19 protein-coding genes are annotated in these 18,570 nt (G+C 51.6%); 11 read left to right on the top strand and 8 right to left on the bottom strand.

Translation table 11 applies throughout. The features are described from left to right. Positions 1 to 2 precede the first annotated feature (2 nt). Positions 3 to 248 (bottom strand): FeoA family protein, encoded by a 246-nt coding sequence (locus I2D94_RS04110; protein ID WP_006058412.1) that lies wholly within the window; start codon positions 246 to 248, stop codon positions 3 to 5. Positions 249 to 475: 227 nt separating this feature from the next. On the opposite strand from I2D94_RS04110, the gene I2D94_RS04105 reads away from it, so the two are divergent. Both I2D94_RS04105 and I2D94_RS04100 read left to right on the top strand, forming a co-directional pair. After that, positions 476 to 1,210: a hypothetical protein gene (locus I2D94_RS04105; RefSeq protein ID WP_195395703.1), complete on the top strand. Its 735-nt coding sequence runs from the start codon at positions 476 to 478 to the stop codon at positions 1,208 to 1,210. Then, positions 1,207 to 1,971 (top strand): hypothetical protein, encoded by a 765-nt coding sequence (locus tag I2D94_RS04100; RefSeq protein ID WP_195395702.1) that lies wholly within the window; start codon positions 1,207 to 1,209, stop codon positions 1,969 to 1,971. The genes I2D94_RS04105 and I2D94_RS04100 overlap by 4 nt, the downstream gene beginning before the upstream one ends. Positions 1,972 to 2,273: 302 nt before the next feature. Here the strand turns inward: I2D94_RS04100 and I2D94_RS04095 are convergent, their stop codons facing one another. Then, on the bottom strand, positions 2,274 to 4,109 hold the full coding sequence (locus I2D94_RS04095) for an FAD-dependent oxidoreductase (protein ID WP_195395701.1): 1,836 nt from the start codon (positions 4,107 to 4,109) through the stop codon (positions 2,274 to 2,276). Positions 4,110 to 4,231: 122 nt separating this feature from the next. On the opposite strand from I2D94_RS04095, the gene I2D94_RS04090 reads away from it, so the two are divergent. The 3 genes from I2D94_RS04090 to I2D94_RS04080 all read left to right on the top strand — a co-directional run bounded on the left by I2D94_RS04090 (position 4,232) and on the right by I2D94_RS04080 (position 7,164). After that, the gene (locus I2D94_RS04090; protein WP_072683135.1) at positions 4,232 to 4,936 is read left to right on the top strand and encodes a response regulator transcription factor; all 705 of its coding nucleotides are present in this window, start codon (positions 4,232 to 4,234) and stop codon (positions 4,934 to 4,936) included. Further along, positions 4,917 to 6,383 carry a HAMP domain-containing sensor histidine kinase gene (locus tag I2D94_RS04085; protein WP_195395700.1) on the top strand — a complete coding sequence of 489 codons (1,467 nt, stop codon included), beginning with the start codon at positions 4,917 to 4,919 and terminating at the stop codon, positions 6,381 to 6,383. Before I2D94_RS04090 ends, I2D94_RS04085 begins: the two co-directional genes overlap by 20 nt. A 319-nt stretch (positions 6,384 to 6,702) precedes the next feature. Further along, positions 6,703 to 7,164, top strand: a complete 462-nt coding sequence (locus I2D94_RS04080; RefSeq protein WP_195395699.1) for a YbaK/EbsC family protein — start codon at positions 6,703 to 6,705, stop codon at positions 7,162 to 7,164. A 44-nt stretch (positions 7,165 to 7,208) separates the two neighbouring features. On the opposite strand, the gene I2D94_RS04075 is transcribed toward I2D94_RS04080, so the two are convergent. Both I2D94_RS04075 and proC read right to left on the bottom strand, forming a co-directional pair. Then, the gene (locus I2D94_RS04075; protein WP_195395698.1) at positions 7,209 to 7,691 is read right to left on the bottom strand and encodes a type II secretion system protein; all 483 of its coding nucleotides are present in this window, start codon (positions 7,689 to 7,691) and stop codon (positions 7,209 to 7,211) included. 87 nt (positions 7,692 to 7,778) lie between these two features. After that, on the bottom strand, positions 7,779 to 8,564 hold the full coding sequence (gene proC / locus I2D94_RS04070; protein ID WP_195395697.1) for a pyrroline-5-carboxylate reductase: 786 nt from the start codon (positions 8,562 to 8,564) through the stop codon (positions 7,779 to 7,781). Between the two features lie 146 nt (positions 8,565 to 8,710). Between proC and I2D94_RS04065 the strand changes: the two genes are divergently transcribed. Together I2D94_RS04065 and I2D94_RS04060 are read left to right on the top strand one after the other, a co-directional pair. Further along, the gene (locus I2D94_RS04065; RefSeq protein WP_195395696.1) at positions 8,711 to 9,949 is read left to right on the top strand and encodes an HD domain-containing protein; all 1,239 of its coding nucleotides are present in this window, start codon (positions 8,711 to 8,713) and stop codon (positions 9,947 to 9,949) included. 228 nt (positions 9,950 to 10,177) lie between these two features. Then, positions 10,178 to 10,960, top strand: a complete 783-nt coding sequence (locus I2D94_RS04060; RefSeq protein WP_195395695.1) for a hypothetical protein — start codon at positions 10,178 to 10,180, stop codon at positions 10,958 to 10,960. On the opposite strand, the gene I2D94_RS04055 is transcribed toward I2D94_RS04060, so the two are convergent. Next, positions 10,943 to 11,107: a hypothetical protein gene (locus tag I2D94_RS04055; protein WP_195395694.1), complete on the bottom strand. Its 165-nt coding sequence runs from the start codon at positions 11,105 to 11,107 to the stop codon at positions 10,943 to 10,945. The genes I2D94_RS04060 and I2D94_RS04055 overlap by 18 nt on opposite strands. Positions 11,108 to 11,226: 119 nt before the next feature. Further along, complete coding sequence (locus I2D94_RS04050; protein WP_195395693.1) at positions 11,227 to 13,113, bottom strand: transglycosylase domain-containing protein; 1,887 nt, start codon at positions 13,111 to 13,113, stop codon at positions 11,227 to 11,229. A 118-nt stretch (positions 13,114 to 13,231) separates the two neighbouring features. On the opposite strand from I2D94_RS04050, the gene I2D94_RS04045 reads away from it, so the two are divergent. The 4 genes from I2D94_RS04045 to I2D94_RS04030 all read left to right on the top strand — a co-directional run bounded on the left by I2D94_RS04045 (position 13,232) and on the right by I2D94_RS04030 (position 16,425). After that, positions 13,232 to 13,624, top strand: coding sequence for a DUF1934 domain-containing protein (locus tag I2D94_RS04045; protein WP_072683143.1), 393 nt, complete (start codon positions 13,232 to 13,234; stop codon positions 13,622 to 13,624). Beyond that, positions 13,621 to 15,267, top strand: a complete 1,647-nt coding sequence (gene argS, locus I2D94_RS04040) for an arginine--tRNA ligase (RefSeq protein WP_072683144.1) — start codon at positions 13,621 to 13,623, stop codon at positions 15,265 to 15,267. The genes I2D94_RS04045 and argS overlap by 4 nt, the downstream gene beginning before the upstream one ends. Before the next feature lie 32 nt (positions 15,268 to 15,299). Beyond that, entirely contained in the window at positions 15,300 to 15,644 is a 345-nt protein-coding gene (gene rpoE, locus I2D94_RS04035) for a DNA-directed RNA polymerase subunit delta (protein ID WP_195395692.1), read from the top strand. Positions 15,645 to 15,771: 127 nt separating this feature from the next. After that, positions 15,772 to 16,425 carry an HAD family hydrolase gene (locus I2D94_RS04030; RefSeq protein ID WP_195395691.1) on the top strand — a complete coding sequence of 218 codons (654 nt, stop codon included), beginning with the start codon at positions 15,772 to 15,774 and terminating at the stop codon, positions 16,423 to 16,425. A gap of 143 nt (positions 16,426 to 16,568) precedes the next feature. Here the strand turns inward: I2D94_RS04030 and I2D94_RS04025 are convergent, their stop codons facing one another. Together I2D94_RS04025 and I2D94_RS04020 are read right to left on the bottom strand one after the other, a co-directional pair. Continuing rightward, positions 16,569 to 18,053, bottom strand: coding sequence for a DUF1846 domain-containing protein (locus tag I2D94_RS04025; RefSeq protein ID WP_072683147.1), 1,485 nt, complete (start codon positions 18,051 to 18,053; stop codon positions 16,569 to 16,571). 178 nt (positions 18,054 to 18,231) lie between these two features. Further along, a complete protein-coding gene (locus tag I2D94_RS04020) occupies positions 18,232 to 18,441 on the bottom strand; it encodes a cold-shock protein (protein WP_072683148.1) in 210 nt (69 codons plus the stop codon). Positions 18,442 to 18,570 lie beyond the last annotated feature (129 nt).

Below are 18,570 nucleotides of genomic sequence, written 5' to 3'. Positions count from 1 at the left end.
ACCTATTCCTCGTCATGCTCGACAAGGATGGAACGGGAATCTTTATCGCGAATGGCAATGACCGTACCGCGGATCAGATAGGCCACCGGATCGCCGGCGCAGCTTTTGACCAGCGGAATCAGCTCGGTGCCCTGAACTAACCCGATATCCTGCAGGCGGGTGCGGATCGAACCGGTGCTGTTGAGCTGGGTGACTTTGCAGCGCTTACCCAACGGGATCTGATTTAATGAACATTGGACGATACTCATAGTCAATTCCTCCTTTAAGTTGGTCATGGGAAAGCTTGTTTCCCACTACCAACTTATGTGAAGGGAAAGCGTGCTGCTAGGCTTACGGAACAGCCTGCAAAAAGAAAGGGGGAAAAAGCAGACTTCGATGCGCTGAATGATGAAGGAATTCTTACAATTTCTTTGTTCGCTGAAAGAACGAAAAACGGGATGATATAATTTTATAAAGAAAGGGGAATTCAAAAGCCATGAAGAAAACAAGGGTACTGGAATCCAAAACGCTGACCGTGCTGCTTTGGCTTGTGATTCTGGGCAATGTTATTGGAATAGTCAGCACGCGCCGACATCAGTTAACGCCGACGGATTACCGGCACTGCGGTGTTTTTGAGTTCAGCGGAGCAAATGGGAGCGGCCATGTTGAATTTACCAATGCCGAGTCTTCTTATAATATTACACGGCAGGGGGAATTCTGCGCCAATATGGAATTCTTCGCAAAATCAGAAACCGGGCTGGTTCCGATCTCGGCGCTGAATCGGCTGCATAACGGTGATTCGCTGCTTGTGATTCCGGTTTATGATTCGGTATATGCCGAACTGCTGAAGGTCAAGCCGGACACCTCGCCTCTGATGCTGCAAGTGGAAGGTCTGTCTGAAGGGCTGACAGAGCGGGATCCGCGGCTGGAGGCTCAGAAAGCGGAGATTCTGCGGATCCTGATGCCGCACTTTACGGGACAGCCCGACTGGATTACATATGCCTTGCGCACAGACGAACAGGGCGAGGTGAATCTGATCATCATCTTTGAGGATCTGGACACTGAACAGATTTATGCCGTGGAGGTCACGGGCGCCTATTTTGATGAGCAGGATGTTTTCCATTTTGGAGAAAAAGAATTGCGCCTGGCTGACTTCCGGGAATTTGAGCGGCAGGCTGCTGCGGATCCGACCTGGATCTGGGGGAATGGAAAGGGATTGGCGAGCGAATGAAACAAAAAGGAATCAACCTTGTGCTTCTGGCTGTTGCGGCGTTAACGCTGGTTTTGCTTGGACGCAGCGTGATGCAGGAACTGGTAGTGGCAATCAGCCGCGAAGTGTGGGAATATTATCATACATCCGTATATTCTGGATATCCCTCGACGCCCAATCGAAGAGAATGGAATCCGCGGCTGCTAAAGGACGATCTGCGTTATGCCCAGCAGGCAGGCGATCTGGAATGGCTCGATCAGCTCAAACGTGTCCAGGCCGCGTCCCGCTGTCAGACACCCCGGTATAACTGGTATCCGGCATGCAATATCCTGCTGACCGACGAACCGCGGATACAGGGATCAATCCCTTTATTGACCCGGGAAGAAGCGCAGACGCCGGACGTCCAGGCTGCGCTGGAGGAAATCCTGTTTCGCTTTGCCAGCCTGCGCTATAAACAGAATCCCGAAGGAACATTGACGATTGAAAACGCATATTTTATTGATTCAGAGCTGGGCAATACGGCTCAGCTGTTCGCCTGGGTGAGGGAGAATTTGGGGGAATCGGAAGAAACGAAAACCTTCGTTTTAGTGATCCACAATCTCCATCAGGCAGAAAACCGCTGGGTTTACTGGAATGATCACTATGGTTACAGTTCTGATTTTTGCGATCTTGTCCTTCCGCCTGACGAGGACTGGCCGGAATATCACGCGACCCCGTTGCCGCTGATCGAGGGTGCTTCGATGCGGTTCGATGAAATGGAATGGATGCTCGGCCGTTTGTAGACGAGAAAAAGGTGAAAACGCCTCTTTCTAAAACGATCATTCTTCTCTATTGCGATTTTTGGACATTATGGCATTCAACGAACTGCGATTATTGGAGGTACTGATGAAAAATGAATTGCGATTTTTCAAGGATCGCTGGATTTCACAAAAGAATCGATTTGCGCAAAACTTTGTAAAACATAATCTGACGGCCACAAGCTGACAATTAAAAAACCAGACCGGCACAGTGCGATGACTGCGGCAGTCTGGTTTTGTCGTTTTGATCTGGAAATAACAGAAATGAAACAGCGTGGGGACTTCCTTTATTTACCCGCGTTTTTCGCAGCGTTTGTGCCTGCGGTATAACCGGAGAAATTGGCCCATCCCTGCATCATCGCCGTCATGGAATCCGCGCCGTTCGCGCCGCCGACAACGCAGCCTGCGCCATAGAGATTAGCGATCGGATTGCCTTCCACATCCACAATCTGGAGATTTTCGTTTGCTTTTAAGCCGCCCAGCGTCGTTGCGAAACGCGGCTTCTGTTCGACGATGACATAGGTTCCTTCTTTTAAAGCTACCGGATCCGGTTTGTCAAACTGTGTGTCTTTTCCGGCGGCGCACATCTCGTTGTAGTCGGCGACCGTCGCGGCTAAGCCTTCTGCGTCGATGCCCATCTGGCCTGCCAGCGCGCTCAAATCTTCACCTTTGACGATAATCGGCTTGCCATTGTTGGAAACTGAATACCAGTCCTCGATCGAAGCTTCCGAAGGGATTAACTTATCTTCCACAGATTTGGCAAGATAGGCGGCATAGGCGTCTTCATCCATGACCAGATAAAGAATTTTATCTTCCTGAGCCACGGTAGCATTAGTGATGTCGCTTAATGTGCCGACTTCGCTGACTACGCGTTCACCCTTGGAGTTGACATAAATCGCACCGTGGCCGTTGGTCGCTGCCGTCGAACTGGCGGTGGCGGCTAACCCCTTGGTCGGGAGCTTTTCAACACCCTGCGCGTAAACCTTGACTAAATCCAGATTGATCGTCGCCGCGCCGACTTCTTCACCCATGACCAAGCCGTCGCCGGTGTCGCTGTCGCGGCCATAGAACAGATATCCATCCAGCGATTTTGGAAGCAGCTCCTGGTTCGCGCCGAAGCTGCCGGTCGCCAGGACGACGGATTTCGCGTTGAAGGTGACTTCCTTGCCTGTCGCATGCGTGCCCACAGCGCCGATCACCGCGCCGTTGTCATCCGTGAGAAGCTTGGATGCCCGCACATCGGTGAACAGCTGACCATGATTTTGTGCCAGCAGCGTCTGCATCTGATCCAGGAAGGAAACGGAACGTCCGACAACGCCGATCTGCCGGGAAGCGGAATGATCCGGATACTGCGTTGCGGCCGCGTCATAAGCAATTTTTAAATCGTCGGTCAGCCAGTCGATGCACTCGCCGATGTTGTCGGCAAGCAGTCTGACCAGCACCGGGTCATTCTTTTCCAATCCGACCCTCATGATATCCTCGTACAACAAGTCGGAAGAATCCTGCGTTTCATTCAGGACTTCTTTTTGAATCCGGGAATTGGTGGCAACCATCGTGCCGGCATTTAAGACCGTATCGCCGCCGATGAAGCCGTTCTTTTCCAAACAGATGACATTCGCTCCGGTCTGAGCGGCCCGCACGGCGGCCGTAATGCCGGATCCGCCTCCGCCGATGACCAGCACGTCGCAGTCATAGCTGTCGTTGAGTGCTTCCGCCGCGACTTCGGTGTTGAAGCAGGTATTCAGATCTGCGCCAGCCTGAGTCAGCGCGTCTTTGACTGCGGAAATAAAGGTGGCGCTGGTGATCGTCGCTCCGGTGATCGTATCCAGATTGACGGTTTGGTTGGCGATGATCTCATCGGTCAGCTTTTCCATTGCGTTGGTGCCGATTCCGGCCGTCTCCGACGATTCAACGACGTTGATTGATTCGATCGCCTGATCACTGACCGTGACCTCAATCGTGATCGGCGCGTTGTGGCCGGTGACGGTCGCAGTATAGGTTCCCGGCGTCAGCGCGGCGGCTGAGGTATCCGGGGTTGGCGTGCCGGCGCCGCCGTTGTTGCCACAGCCGGCGGCTGAAGCAGCGAGCACCAGACATAAAGCCAGTTTAAGAAGCTTTTTCATTGTCTTTCCTCCTCTTACAATGCAACAAGATAATAATTTAACAATGTGTTGAAAATATTTTGTTTTTGACACAGTTTTGACGCAATTCTGTTGTTTGTTATAATAAAAACGGGAGAACAAACATGAAAACGATTTTAATAGTGGATGATAACGAATCGATCTGCAACATTTTATATCATTATGGAAAAGAAGCCGGCTACACGATGGTGATCGCGCATACCGGTCAGGAAGGACTTACCTATTTTACCAATTATAAGCCGGATGTCATCCTTCTGGACGTGATGCTTCCGGATATCGACGGCTTTGAAGTCTGCCAGTGTATCCGCAAAGTATCCCGTGTGCCGATCTTGATGATTACTGCCAAGACAGCCGATCAGGACCGCGTCATGGGACTGGATATCGGGGCGGACGATTACATCCTCAAGCCGTTTTCCTGTCAGGAGGTGATGGCGCGGATCCGCGCGGTTTTGCGCAGAACGGAGGACAATCCGGAACAGGCCGATTTCGTTTATGGAAATTTAATGATTCAGGAAAGCCGGAATTTAGTCAGTCTGGACGGCAAGCCGATCAATTTGACAAAGAAAGAAATGGAGCTGCTGGTACTGCTCGCTTCTCATCCCGGCCGGGTGTATTCCCGCGAGATTCTTCTCGATCTGGTTTGGGGATACAGTGGGGAAAGCTATGACCGGGCGGTGGATTCCTGCGTGAAGCGGCTGCGCGCCAAGCTGGACGAATATCCGCACCCCTGTTTCTCCATCAAAACGATCTGGGGCGTAGGGTACAGTTTTGCCTATGAGGAAAAAAAGCATGAGCAAGCTGACAAGTAAGCTGGTCGTTATGTTCAGCGCCGTGATTCTGAGCTATGCGGTGATTCTGGTGTATAATTTTTCGCACTTCACCGCCGACGTTCTGAATTCGCATCACGTCGATATCATTTTCCGCGGCGCGGAAAACGCGGCGGAAACCTTTGAACGCATGCTTCCGGAAGACACGCGGCCGGATAACTTTATCCAGGCGGTTCGGGATACGGGAAATGCGGAATACAGTCTGGCCCTGCTTTCCGATATCAGCGATTACAGCTATTCCCTGTGCGATCAAAATGGCGAATATCTGTACTTAAACGAAGATCAGCTGATTCAGAAAAACGATATCACTTTGATCCCGGAAGCGGAAACCGTCCGGGATTCAGCGTTGGCGGGAGAAAGCTCCTGTCTTGAGTTTCCGACGGAAGAAGGGCATATCATCGCCGGGGCCGCGCCGATTCATAATAATCAGGGAGAAACTGTCGGTGTTCTTCTGATCCTGCATCAGGCCGGCGATTCTGCGGCGATGCAGTCGAAGATCAACCGCTTTCTTTTCGGGCTGACGCTGGTCGTCTTGCTGATGCTTCTGTTGGTCAGCGTGTTCATGTCCTTTCATTTTACCGCGCCGATCCGGAAAATCACGCAGATTGCCAACGAGCTGGCGCATGGCAATCTGTCGATTCAAACGAATATCCATCAGAAGGATGAAATCGGACAGCTGGCCTATTCGATGGATCAGCTGGCGATCGAATTGCGCAAAAGCAAGGAAATTCAAAAAAACGAAGCGAAAATGCACGATAATTTCCTGGCGGATATCTCGCATGAATTAAAAACACCGGTGACCGTGATTCGCGGGTCGCTGGAATCGCTGGCGGACGGGGTGATCAAGAATCCTCAGGATGTCGCCGCCTATTACCGGCAGATGTTGGCGGAAAGTCAGTACCTGCAGAAACTGATTCAGGACCTGTTGATGATCTCAACCTTGAAAACCAAGGAATTTAAAATTAAACAGGAGCCGGTTCATCTTTCCGAGGTGATGTCCGATACGGCGATGAGCGCCCGCGGCATGGCGATGAAAAAGAAAATTCAGTTTGTCACGCAGCCGCCGGAGAATGATTTCGTCATCCTGGGCGATTATGAGCTGATCCGCAAGTTGTTGATGTTGATTCTGGATAACGCGGTTAAATACACAGAATCAGGAAAATCTATTTATTATTATCAGACCGACCGCGGAGAAATTGTGATTCAGGACGAAGGTGCAGGCATGGATCAGGAAGCTCTTTCCAATATCTTTAAACGCTTTTACCGGCAGGGAAAAGGAATTGAGCGCGGCAGCTCCGGAATGGGGCTGGCAATCGCAAAAGAAATCGCCGTCCGGCATCAGATTGAGATTCAGGTTGAAAGTGCAGTGGGCGCAGGCACGACGTTTACGCTTGTTTTTCCAATAGATAAAATGCATGTTGAGAAATAACAGACGATAATGTAACCACTGATTGAAGAATTTCTTAGCATGAGAGTTTATTTCCGTAGTTCCTTAACTGATAATTAAAAAAGCATAAAAAAAGAATTCCTGCCCGCCCAACCGATGCATCAAACGATACCACGGCCAGAACGACCGCAGCGAAAGCGGGGACGGAATTCTTAATTATTAAATATCTGTTCATGTAAAATGGCTGAGATTTTTAATTGCAGAAGCGTGATGTTTCAATGTAACCTGATATCGTATTTCGTCAATTCTTGCGTCTTCCTTCAAAGTGAGGTAGGATTAAAAACAGATTGGGAGTGATGTTATGGCGATTGAACAAGCCCGGGAATATTTAAAAGCATGGGGCTGCGCCGATCAGATCATTGAGCTGGAGCATTCCAGCGCAACGGTGGCGTTAGCGGCCAAAGCGCTGGGCACGGAGGAAGCGCGGATCGCGAAAACCTTGTCGTTTTGGGTGCAGGATCAGCCGGTGCTGGTCGTGACGGCCGGGGATCAGAAGATCGACAATGCGAAATATAAGGCGTTTTTCCATGTGAAAGCGAAAATGTTAAGCTATGAGGAAGTGGAACCGGTAATCGGTCATCCGATCGGCGGCGTCTGTCCGTTTGGCATCCATCCGGGAATTCCTGTTTATTTGGATGAATCGCTTCAACGGTTTGAAACGGTGTTTCCGGCCTGCGGCAGCGGCAACAGCGCGATCGAGCTGACGCCGGACCGGTTGTATGAAATCGCGCAGGCACAAGCGTGGATTAACGTGTGCAAATAAAAAAACATTCCGATCCACGTTTCCCGTTGACCGGAATGTTTTCGTTATTCTTCACGAAAGGATAACGGTTTGCATGAACCGGCAGCCTCACACTTTAAATAGGTACCGTTTTCATAGGTATAATAATCGGATTTAAATTTCTCACCTGTATAATATTGAATAAGAAACGTCGTTTGTCCGTAAAGAATTGAATATCGTTTTGCGAGTTCCTCTCCGATCATTTCTTCGATTAATTCGGTAACTCTGATTTCATATTCCTGATTGCCTCCCGGCATGGCAGAGTTAAAAGGAAGGAGAACTTCGCTGTTCTGATTAAGGAGATAGCCTTCCTGAACGCGGGCTTTGATGTCGGCGGCGGTAAACGCTTTATCAATTTGTTTCAGATTATTCAATGCGGCGGTATCCGCTGCCGTTTCTGTGAAACCGGTCAGCTTGGGGACCAGCATGATTAACAAGGCCACCAGAATCGCAACAACGACAATGCATTCAATCAAAGTAAAACCATTTTTCTTTTTTTTCTCTTTCATCCTTATCACCGCATTAAGTATATCAATTTGACTGCGGTTAGTTATATTCAATTACAGTATAAAACTTTCTGATTGTGTAAAAAGGGATCAGCCGGAAATCTGGTTTGTTTTTTCAATGATCGCGTCGACCGCTTCCAGCATGGCTGAACGTAAGCCCAGGGCTTCCGCTTTTTCCACGCCGACGATCGTGCTGCCGGCTGGGGAACAGACCTGATCCTTCAAAATTCCCGGATGCAGTCCGGTTTCGCTCACCATCGCCCCGGCGCCTTTCACGGCCTGAGCTGCCATCGCATACGCCTGAGCGCGCGGAATTCCGTGTTTGACCGCGGCGTCGGCCATCGCTTCAATTATCATATAAATCAAAGCCGGGGTGCTGCCGGTCAGGGCGGATACCGCGTTCATCTGCGCTTCCTCGATCACCGCGGTTTTCCCGGTCATGGCCAATAAGGAAAGTGCCAGCTGCTTTTCCGATTCCGTGACTTGGGCGTTAAACGTCAGCGCGGTAAACCCTTCCCCGACAGCCGCGCAGGTGTTGGGCAGGGTGCGGACCAGATGGACGTTTTCACCCAGGCGCCGGGCGTACCAGTCCAATGTCAAAGAAACGGCGATCGTCACGACGAGCGTTTCCGGCCGCAGCGCCGGTTTGATCTCGGCGAGCACCTCCGCCATTTTAACCGGTTTGACCGCCAGAAATAAAACGTCGCTGACCTTTGCCACTTCGGCTGAGGAATTCAGCTTCTGTGCCGGGAAATCCGTCTTTTCCGCTAAATGCGGCGAATACGCCGCCATCGCATAAGCCTGCGTTTTCTGAGTAATGCCGTGAATGATCGCCGATGCCATATTGCCTGTGCCGATCCAGCCGATTGTCGTCATAAAAAGTCCTCCTTTTTTTAACCGGTCCTGCCGGTTTTCTTCGATTTGGTTTCATTATACAACAAACCATCAAACTCAGCCGCTCGTGAATTGTAATTATCGGGATAAACCTTTAAAATAAAAGCAGAAAGGCCAGGTGGAAAACAATGTTTGAGAAACTCAACGAAGTCAAAGTGCTTCGCGATCCAATTCATGGCTATATTCACGTTGATCTGAAAGTGATCTGGGACTGCATCAACAGCCGCGAGGTCCAGCGGCTGAAGCGGATCCGGCAGCTGGGCGGGGCGTTTCAGGTTTATCATACCGCGGAGCATTCCCGGTTCGCGCACTCTTTAGGGGTGTATGAGATCGCCCGGCGGATGGTCGAGGAAGTCCGCGATCTGCGGGAAACGCTGAGCGAGGAGGAAAAGATTACGGTCATGGCCGCCGGTCTGCTTCATGATCTGGGGCATGGTCCGTTCTCCCATGCGTTTGAATCGGTGACGATCGCCAGGCATGAGGAAATGACGCGCCGGATCATTCTGGAAGATACCGAAGTCCATCGCGCGTTAGTCCGTTGCAGCCCATCGCTGCCGGAAAAGGTGGCGGCGGTGATCGACCACACCCATCCCAATAAAATTCTTGTTCAGATGATCAGCGGTCAGCTGGACGCTGACCGGATGGATTACCTGCTTCGGGATGCGTACTTCACCGGGACGAAATACGGGGAATTTGATCTGGAACGAATCCTGCGGACCATTCGCGTGCGCGATCATAAAATGGTCGTCAAGGAAAGCGGCATGCATTCCGTCGAGGATTACATCATGGCCCGCTATCACATGTACTGGCAGGTTTATTTTCATCCGGTATCGCGCAGCTTTGAGTCGATGCTCGCGCTGATGTTTGCACGGTTAAAACAGCTGCGGGATCAGCACAGTCCGATTCTGGAACAAATTCCAATTTTCAACGCATTCCTCTCAGGACGCGGCGTCAGCGTCGAGGATCATTTTCTGATGGATGAATCCGCCTGCAACTACGGGTTTACGCTGCTGCGGCAAAGCGCAGATCCGATCGCGGCGGATCTGGCGCGGCGGCTTTTGGACCGCGATCTGTTTCAGTCCTGCGAAATCCATACGCACGATCAGCTGGAAGCGATGCGTGCACGGTTGGTGGAAAACGGCTGGGATCCGACGTATTATCTGACCGTAGACGAAGTCCGCCAACGGCCATATCAGCCTTATCAGGGAAATGAAAATTCGATGGTCTGGGTTTTGATGCAGGATGGCACGATTGAGGAATTATCCGATGCCTCGGTCATCGCGGCGGCACTGGTGCATGGGGAATCCAAGAATGATCTGCGGATGTACTATCCGCGGGAAATGGAGAGTGACCCTCCGGGCCGGTAAGCCTGTAAAATTCTCTGCGGAAAGATTCCAAAAGCTGGAAATCATGATATAATACGGCTGACGATCCGCGCGGTTTTCCATTCCTGCGGATCAAACACAAAAAGTAGACTTTCCCTGACAGCCCTGTAAGTCCGGAATTTTTCTGGAAACAGGGCTTTTCCTTTCGTTTTTTCGCTGTCATAAAATGTCTGATTTAATTGACAGATGTGAAAAAAGGGGGAGTTTTCAATGCGGTGGAAATGGTTGACGGAAAAAGAATACCGGAGCGAGGCCGGGCAGCGGCGGGTGAACGATCCCCGTTTTCTGGATCCAACGTTTCCCGCTTCATTTCGCCGGTGCTTTCAGGTAAAAGAGGGAAATCTGGACGTCGTCGGCGTTATCAGCAAGGTTGAAAAACAGCTGATCGTGGGCGGCATTCTCGATGAAAATCCCGATGCACTGCGGCTGAGCCTTCGTTTTCATCATCGCCTGATGTGGCTGTGGGGCTTTCACAGCGGCTGGATCGGGGTTCCTTGCGGATCACTTTCAGGGCTGGCTGTCTCTGACGGCGGCTTTTTTCAGGAAGGCAATCCTGTTGGAAAAAGGAAAAAGTCCGGCCGATGCAGGGAGGGCGCATGCCGGATTGAATGGGAGAAGGATGAGGAAAGAACGGGCGTGGGCGTGCTGCGGTGTCAGATCGATCCCCAGCTTCAGATCCATCGGCTCGAAGCCCGGATTCTGACTTATAAGCAAGCCGAAGTCGCCCGGCGTGGGGAAGCCATCGCCCAGATTCATCATTGGAATCAGCTGGCGAACAAGGCCGGGACTCCGATCGACGCCGGCGGCCTGCGATTTGTCTGGATCGGCGAGGAAGCCTGGATCAGCGCCCAACTCCCTAGCGCATATTGCGCGGATTACGAATACCTGCGCGATCAGCTGGCAAAGCAGCTGACACAGTGGGGAAAGGTCTTGCGGCCGGACCCGGAAGTCGAGTGGATTCCATGCCGCCGCCGTTTATTCATGCCGGTATAACAGAAAGGCGAGCAGCGTCATCTGACAGGTTAAACATGCCATGCCTGCGCTGTGATTCGCCCACAACAGCGCGGGCCAGTTCATCGCTGCCCAAAGTCCAAAAAGTGTCAGAATGCCGGCCAGGCCGGTACATAGCCCTCGGATCATCGCAATTCCTCCTGCCCCAGACTATGTTGCAGAAAAACGGAAGGTTCCAGAAATCGCCTTCCTTTTTTTCGTTAACAATCATTTCAGAAATAACCCGTGCAGGAAAGACGGCGTTCCGCTTACGGATCAGTGCGGCGGAACCAGTAGAGCGAACCGGCAGAGCTGGGCTGTCCGCTGATCGGATCCACGCGCCGTTCCTCCAGCTCGGGGCTGAGCGTGTACCAGGGGCCGGGGGAATCCTGGGGATAAACGGTGTTGAAGATCTGCTTCCAGATCTGTTTCGGCACCCGCCGTTCCTCGTTGGTTTCCAGTTTCTCATTTTCATCATAACCACTCCACAGCACGACGGTCATCTGCGGATTATACCCGGCGATCAGGCTGTCCCAGTCGCTGGACCCGGACTTTGCGGCCGTCGTTGTATACGGCTCATAGCCTAACAGGGATGGCGTCATCACCTGCAGATTTTTGATATCGAATGGCGCCCGCAGCAGCTGGGAAAGCATCAGCGTTTCATCGCGGTGCAGCAGCTGTTTCGGGTTTTCCTGGCGTTGGTAGAGGATGTTGCCGGCGTTATCGGTGACTAACCGGATCATCGACGGCTCGTCCACCAATCCCTCGGAAGCGAACGTGTTGTAAATCTTCGCCAGGTCGATCAGCGGGAAATGCGTCGCACCCAAAGCCATCGCAGCCGTGGCTTCCTCAGATTCGATGCCGAAGGCGGCCAGACCGTCCGCCAACAGATCCATGCCCAGAAACAAATGCGTTTTCACGGCGTAGATATTATCCGACACGCCGATCGCATTGATCATCGAGATTTCCTTTTCCGGATAGACATTGCGGTAATTAGTCGGGGCATAAAACACACTTTGGGAGATCTGAAACTGGGTCGCGGTGGAAAGAAAGGTCGAGGAGGGAGACAACCCCTGCTGCAGGGCGATGTAGTAAAGCAGCGGCTTGATCGTCGAGCCGACCTGCCGGGTGGAATACAGCGCGCGGTTGTATTGGGAGGTTGTGTAGTCCCGGCCGCCGACCATCGCCAGAACGTTGAAGGTAAACGGCTCCAGAATTAATCCGGCGATCTGTTGATCGGTATCGGGCATGTGATCGTCGACGGCGTCCTGTAAAATCGTCTGCATCTGCGGATCCAGATAGGTATAGACGTTCAGCCCCTTTTCCAGCGTTTCCTGATCGAGCAAGCCCATCTCTTTCAGCTGCGTCAGCACGGCGTCCTTATAATACCCGCTGGAGCCCATGATTTTCTGGGTGGAAAAGTCCGCCAGCAGCACCGGCTGCGCTTTTGCGCTGTCGGCTTCGCTTTGGGAAAGCTTGTCGTTGTCGACCATCGCCTGCAAGACGACGGCCTGCCGCGAACGGGCGTTGTCCATCGAGATAAACGGAGAAAATAAAGAAGGACCGTTGGGAATTCCCGCCAGCATCGCCATTTCGCCTAAGGTGCAGTCGTTTAGCTCCTTGCCGAAGAAAAACGCGGCGGCTTTCTGGATGCCGTAGACGCCATGGCCGTAATAGATGGTGTTCAGATAGGTTTCCAGAATCTGATCCTTGGAGAAATGCATTTCCAGCTTCGCGGCGTACACTGCTTCCTGAAACTTTCGCGACCAGGTCTGGTCGAGCGTCAGAAACAGGTTGCGCGCCAGCTGCTGGGTAATCGTTGAACCGCCTTCCACGATATCACCGTTTTCAGCGTTGACCAGCACCGCTTTGGCAATCCGGACCGGATCCAGACCGTAATGTTGATAAAAACGCCGGTCCTCAATCGAGATCACCGCGTCGATCATCGTCTGCGGGACGTCCTCCAAATTTATCCATTCGCTGTTTTTCTGGTAGGTCGATTCATAAATCAGACCGCCCTGGTTATTATAAAGACGGATCCGGCTGTCCTGTCCCAGCAGCGGGACATACGATAAATAAGCGTAGCCGTAGAAGCCCAAAAGTGCCAGTAATCCGCATAACGTCAGGACGCATCCGGCCGTGATCAGTTTTTTCATCGTCCATCACCTCGCAGGTTTATTGTGGCCCGTAGAAAGAATTTTAAACTTATTGAAATTGACTATTGACAACTATTCAACAACCGTTATAATCATAGGGAATAAAGGAAAAAGAAACATGATTTCAAAACCTAAACAAGTTCGAGTCGTACGAACAGATCTGAACACTGGCCGGGCGGAATGCCTGTGCGAATGTGCCTGCGAGGTCGTCGGCGGGAATCAGCTTTTCTACACCGAGGAACCTTCGGGCTGTCCGGTCCGGGTTGAAATACAAAGTCAAAGCATAACGATCCAACGCAAGGGTGAAGCCGTATCCACGATGTTTCTGGTGCTTCATCAACGGTCCGTATCCCGTATTCAAACGGAGTTCGGTGTTTTTGAAATCGGCAATCTTACGACCCTTCTGGAACAAACGGAGGACTGTTGGCGCGTCGCGTATGAAATCGGCGAAGCGGGACAGCCGTCCGACCGCTTCCAGATCGAATGGTTTTTTAAGGAGGCAGAAGCGTGAATCAAATTGAAACAAACCTCAAAACCTGCATCATAAACGCGGTGAAACAGGCTTTTGATCTGGATTGGGAGAGCGGCGACGTCGTCATCGAAATCCCGAAGGAAAAGATCCACGGCGATTACTCGACGAATGCGGCGATGCGGCTGACAAAGCAGCTGCGGCAGAATCCGCGGATGATCGCGCAGCAGCTGATCGATCATCTGGATCTGAAGCAGGGCTCGATTGCCAAATGTGAAATCGCGGGTCCGGGCTTCATCAATTTCTTTATGGAGAGCGCAAGTCTGGCGTCGGTGATCGGCGTCGTGCTGCAGGAAAACGAAAACTACGGGCGTTCTGACGCGGGTCAGGGGCTGAAGGTGGACGTCGAATATGTTTCGGCCAATCCGACCGGTGATCTGCATCCGGGCCATGCCCGGGGCGCGGCGATGGGCGATTCCGTCACGCGGCTGATGAAATTTGCGGGCTATGACGTGACGCGTGAATACTATGTGAATGACGCGGGCAATCAGATCCGCAACATGGCGCTGTCGCTGCAGGCACGTTATCTGCAGGCGTGCGGGATGGAGGCTGAGGTGCCGGAAGACGGTTACCACGGCCCGGACCTGATTAAAATCGCGCAGGATCTCAAACAGGAATACGGCGAAGAGCTGGCGCATAAGGATAAAGCAGAAACTTATTCCTTTTTCCGCCAATACGGACTGCAGGCCGAGCTGGCGAAGCTGAAAGCCGATCTGGCGGCCTTCGGCGTTGAGTTTGACGTCTGGACCAGTGAACAGAGCATTTATGACCGCGGTATGGTGGACAAAGCGCTGAACACGCTGAAAGCTCAGGGCATGACGTATGAAAGCGAAGGCGCTCTGTGGCTGCGCACAACCGATTTCGGCGACGATAAGGACCGCGTGCTCGTCAAGAGCGACGGCAGCTATACGTACCTGACGCCGGATATCGCGTACCATGTCGACAAGTTTGACCGTGGCTATGATAAGCTGATCGATTTCTTCGGTGCCGATCATCATGGCTACATTGCCCGGCTGAAGGCGGCGGTGCAGTCGCTGGGCAAAAATAAAGACGATCTGGAAGTGGACATCATCCAGATGGCCCGGATGGTAAAAGACGGCGAAGAGTTTAAGATGTCCAAGCGGACCGGCAAGGCCGTTGCTTTAAAAGATCTGGTGGAGGAAGCGGGCGTCGATGCCGTCCGGTACTTCTTCGTTTCCCGGGCTGCGGATACGCACATGGATTTCGATATCGACATGGCGAAGAAGCAGACCAACGAAAACCCGGTCTACTATGCTCAATACGCTCACGCGCGGATGTGTTCGATTCTGCGTTCGGGAGCGGACATCGCGCTTGCGGATCATTACGAACTGATCACGCACGAAAAGGAACTCGATCTGCTTAAGCACATCAACGAGTTCGCATCCACGGTCGCGGATGCCGCCAAAACCCGCCAGCCGCACAAAATGTGCAATTATATCACCCGTTTGGCGCAGCTGTTCCACACGTTCTATGCCGATTGCAAAGTTCTGGATCGGACGAACCTGGAATTAAGCGCCCAACGTCTGGCGTTGGTGAAGGCTTCTGAAATAACTCTGCGCAACGCACTGACCTTGATCGGCGTCAGCGCACCGGAAAAAATGTAAGAAAGGACTGTTTCAAAGTGTCAAATCGTTCAATGACTGATGTTGCTTATCAACTGTTAAGCAAAAAGAAAAACAGCGTCACCTTCAACAAGCTGTGGGATGAGGTTTCTCAAATCATGGGTTATTCCGAAAATGTGGCTGAACGGAAAATCGCCTCGTTCTACACGTCGATGATGCTGGACAACCGTTTTACGTCCCTGGGCAACAACAAGTGGGATCTGCGGTCACGGCATACGTATAACGAAACGCACTTTGATACCAGTGCGATCGTCCTGGAGGACGACAATATCGACGAGCTGGACGAACTGGACAGCTTCGAGGAAGACGCGGAAGTCGAAAAAGTTTCGTTTGAAGAATCAAACGACGAAAGTTTCTGATGGGGAAAGGGCAGCGCAGTCTGCCTTTTCGTTTGGAAAAAGTGATGCGCAAAGAAAACGCGCTTTGTGCAAGCGTGTTTATCAATCGACTTTCAGGCAAGAATTATAGCGAGTGAGGTGAAAAAGGATGAAAATGGTAGTCTGGGATTGGAATGGGACGTTATTGGACGATGTGGAGGTCTGCATCGAAACGGTCAACGCGATGCTTCGCCGGCGGCATCTGCCGCAGCTGGAAAGCGTGGATCAATACCAGAATGTGTTTACGTTCCCGGTGATCAATTACTACCGGCAGGTTGGTTTTGATCTGGAACGGGAAAGCTTTGAGGCTTTGTCAACGGAATACATGCGCGGATATCACGAACGGGCCGTGCGCTGCGGCTTGTTTGCGGACGCGGAGCCGGGGATCCGGCAGCTGCGGGAACAGGGGGTGCCGTCGCTGATTCTTTCCGCTTCCCGGCAGGATCATCTGCGCATGCAGACAGAACAATGCGGCTGTACGGACTGGTTCAGCGATCTGATCGGAATTTCCGATATCTATGCTCGGGAGAAGCTGAGCGCCGCCCAGGCGTGGCTGAAGCAAAATCCGCAGCCGGATCGGGAAATGATCATGATCGGGGATTCCCTGCATGACGCGGAGGTTGCGGAAGCGTTAGGCTGGGATTGCATTCTAATTGACCGCGGTCATCAAAGCCGCAAACTTCTTGTCACCTCCGGCAAGCCGGTCGTGTCCGATATTTTGGAAGCGGTCGCGTTGATTTCCGCTTCAATAAGTGCTGGATAACCTTTTTGCCGTGGAAGAAAGCACCCGGCGGGTGCTTGTTGGAGAATGAGCAGAGGATGAATAAAGTTTCCAGTTAAAATAAAAATGCAAATGAAAAGCTGCGGCACAGAAGACTCGGATGAATCTTTGTGCCGCAGCTTTTGTTAACGATTATACAATCTTTTCTTCTGATACACCGGCTCGCATGTCAGATTCATGCCCAGCTTTTTGAATGTCGACGAATCGACTTCCGAAAGCAGCACGGTGGAATGAACTTCGCAGTCCTTCAGCTTTTTCAGCTGCTGCATCGCCAGATGGGATACCGGATTATTCGTCGCGGCAATCGCCAGGGCGATCAGAATCTCATCGGTATGCAGGCGCGGGTTATGATTGCCGAGATGCTCGACTTTCAGCTTCTGAATCGGTTCGATGACATTCGGGGAGATCAGCGGGATATTATCGTTGATGCCGCCGATTTCCTTTAACGCATTCAGCAGTGCGGCGCTGGAGGCGCCTAACAAATTGGAAGTTTTTCCAGTGATGATCCGTCCATCGTTCAGTTCGATGGCCACGGCCGGCGCTTCGGTTTCCGCGGCTTTATTTAAGGCGGCGGTAACCACTTTGCGGTCTTCCTTTACAATCCCGGCCTGGTTCATGATCAGTTCAATTTTCTGAACGGATTCTTCCGTTGCCAGATCGCGGCGGTAATCGCACAGCGCTTGATAGTAGCGGCGCAGAATTTCATCTTCGCTGGCCCGGCGCGCCGCTTCATCGTCGATGATGCAGTTGCCGACCATATTGACGCCCATATCGGTCGGCGATTTGTACGGGGATACGCCCGCAATCTTTTCAAATAAAGTATTCAAGACCGGGAATACCTCCACATCGCGGTTGTAGTTCACCGCAGTTTCGCCATACGCTTCAAGGTGGAACGGGTCGATCATGTTGACGTCGTTGAGATCCGCCGTCGCCGCTTCATAGGCCAGATTGACCGGGTGCTTTAACGGCAGATTCCAGATCGGGAAAGTTTCAAATTTGGCATAGCCGGCTTTGATGCCTCGCTTGTAATCATGATACAGCTGCGACAGGCAGGTTGCCATTTTGCCGCTGCCGGGTCCCGGGGCGGTGACGACGATCAGTTCACGGGTGGTTTCGATGTATTCATTCTTGCCATAGCCTTCGTCGGAAACAATGTAGGAAACATTGCTTGGATAGCCGGGGATCGGATAATGCAGAACGACGTTGATGCCGAGATTTTCCAGTTTCTTCTTAAACAGATTTGCGGTGATCTGGCCGGCATACTGTGCGATGACGACGCTGCCGACATACAGGTCAATGCTGCGGAAGGCGTCGATCAGACGTAAGACGTCCAGATCGTAGGTAATCCCCAAGTCGCTGCGGACTTTGTTTTTCTCAATGTCCGTCGCATTGATGACGATGACGATCTCGACAGATTCCCGAAGCTCCATCAACATTTTTATTTTACTGTCCGGCTGAAATCCCGGGAGTACGCGGGAGGCATGGTAATCGTCAAAGAGCTTGCCGCCGAACTCCAGATAAAGCTTGTTGTCAAACTGTTTGATGCGTTCTTTAATTTTGGCAGACTGCATCTGCACATATTTTTCGTTATCGAAAGCCAGTCTTTTCATAGTCTATACCCCTTAAAAACTCAATTTCATATTATATCAGAAAGAAAGGGAGAATACCATTGAAGAAATGGTAAAATGCGCGAGTTCTGCGAGGGAAAATGGGGAAGCTTTGAGTCATGCTGAACTTGGGATGCAGCTTGGCAGCAATAAAAAAAACCCTTTCGGGTTTTCGGTTTTTTTACAGAACTGTGACGTTAACAGCGCGGGACTTGTTGCTGCGAGCATCATTTTCAATCTCGAAGGAAACCTTCTGGCCTTCTTCCAGTGACTTGTAGCCGCTGCCGTTGATGCCTGAGAAATGAACGAAGATATCGCCCTGGCCCTGATCATCCGTGATGAATCCGTAGCCCTTGTCGCCGTTAAACCATTTTACTTTTCCTGTACTCATTTTAAGTACCTCCTTTAGTGGGAATAAGAAGCTACTCAAGGTATAAAAAATCGCATAACTTCAGGGATTTTTGTACATTGAGTGATAATTACAATCCCGTTACGCGATCATAGCTATTGCTTAATATTA

This window comes from Holdemania sp. 1001302B_160321_E10 (genome assembly GCF_015552275.1).
Taxonomy (GTDB): domain Bacteria; phylum Bacillota_I; class Bacilli_A; order Erysipelotrichales; family Erysipelotrichaceae; genus Holdemania.
Note: the sequence above shows the minus strand (reverse complement) of the source record. Positions and strands in the feature narration are given on the sequence as shown.

What these genes read in the sequence shown, in the direction of transcription:
- I2D94_RS04055 (WP_195395694.1), bottom strand. Translation starts at nt 11,107, where the DNA reads ATGATCCGAGGGCTATGTACCGGCCTGGCCGGCATTCTGACACTTTTT.
- I2D94_RS04025 (WP_072683147.1), bottom strand. Translation starts at nt 18,053, where the DNA reads ATGAAAAGACTGGCTTTCGATAACGAAAAATATGTGCAGATGCAGTCT.
- I2D94_RS04110 (WP_006058412.1), bottom strand. Translation starts at nt 248, where the DNA reads ATGAGTATCGTCCAATGTTCATTAAATCAGATCCCGTTGGGTAAGCGC.
- I2D94_RS04045 (WP_072683143.1), top strand. Translation starts at nt 13,232, where the DNA reads ATGATTTCAAAACCTAAACAAGTTCGAGTCGTACGAACAGATCTGAAC.
- I2D94_RS04060 (WP_195395695.1), top strand. Translation starts at nt 10,178, where the DNA reads ATGCGGTGGAAATGGTTGACGGAAAAAGAATACCGGAGCGAGGCCGGG.
- I2D94_RS04090 (WP_072683135.1), top strand. Translation starts at nt 4,232, where the DNA reads ATGAAAACGATTTTAATAGTGGATGATAACGAATCGATCTGCAACATT.
- I2D94_RS04095 (WP_195395701.1), bottom strand. Translation starts at nt 4,109, where the DNA reads ATGAAAAAGCTTCTTAAACTGGCTTTATGTCTGGTGCTCGCTGCTTCA.
- I2D94_RS04030 (WP_195395691.1), top strand. Translation starts at nt 15,772, where the DNA reads ATGAAAATGGTAGTCTGGGATTGGAATGGGACGTTATTGGACGATGTG.
- I2D94_RS04085 (WP_195395700.1), top strand. Translation starts at nt 4,917, where the DNA reads ATGAGCAAGCTGACAAGTAAGCTGGTCGTTATGTTCAGCGCCGTGATT.
- I2D94_RS04065 (WP_195395696.1), top strand. Translation starts at nt 8,711, where the DNA reads ATGTTTGAGAAACTCAACGAAGTCAAAGTGCTTCGCGATCCAATTCAT.
- rpoE (WP_195395692.1), top strand. Translation starts at nt 15,300, where the DNA reads ATGACTGATGTTGCTTATCAACTGTTAAGCAAAAAGAAAAACAGCGTC.
- I2D94_RS04100 (WP_195395702.1), top strand. Translation starts at nt 1,207, where the DNA reads ATGAAACAAAAAGGAATCAACCTTGTGCTTCTGGCTGTTGCGGCGTTA.
- I2D94_RS04105 (WP_195395703.1), top strand. Translation starts at nt 476, where the DNA reads ATGAAGAAAACAAGGGTACTGGAATCCAAAACGCTGACCGTGCTGCTT.
- I2D94_RS04080 (WP_195395699.1), top strand. Translation starts at nt 6,703, where the DNA reads ATGGCGATTGAACAAGCCCGGGAATATTTAAAAGCATGGGGCTGCGCC.
- I2D94_RS04020 (WP_072683148.1), bottom strand. Translation starts at nt 18,441, where the DNA reads ATGAGTACAGGAAAAGTAAAATGGTTTAACGGCGACAAGGGCTACGGA.
- I2D94_RS04050 (WP_195395693.1), bottom strand. Translation starts at nt 13,113, where the DNA reads ATGAAAAAACTGATCACGGCCGGATGCGTCCTGACGTTATGCGGATTA.
- proC (WP_195395697.1), bottom strand. Translation starts at nt 8,564, where the DNA reads ATGACGACAATCGGCTGGATCGGCACAGGCAATATGGCATCGGCGATC.
- I2D94_RS04075 (WP_195395698.1), bottom strand. Translation starts at nt 7,691, where the DNA reads ATGAAAGAGAAAAAAAAGAAAAATGGTTTTACTTTGATTGAATGCATT.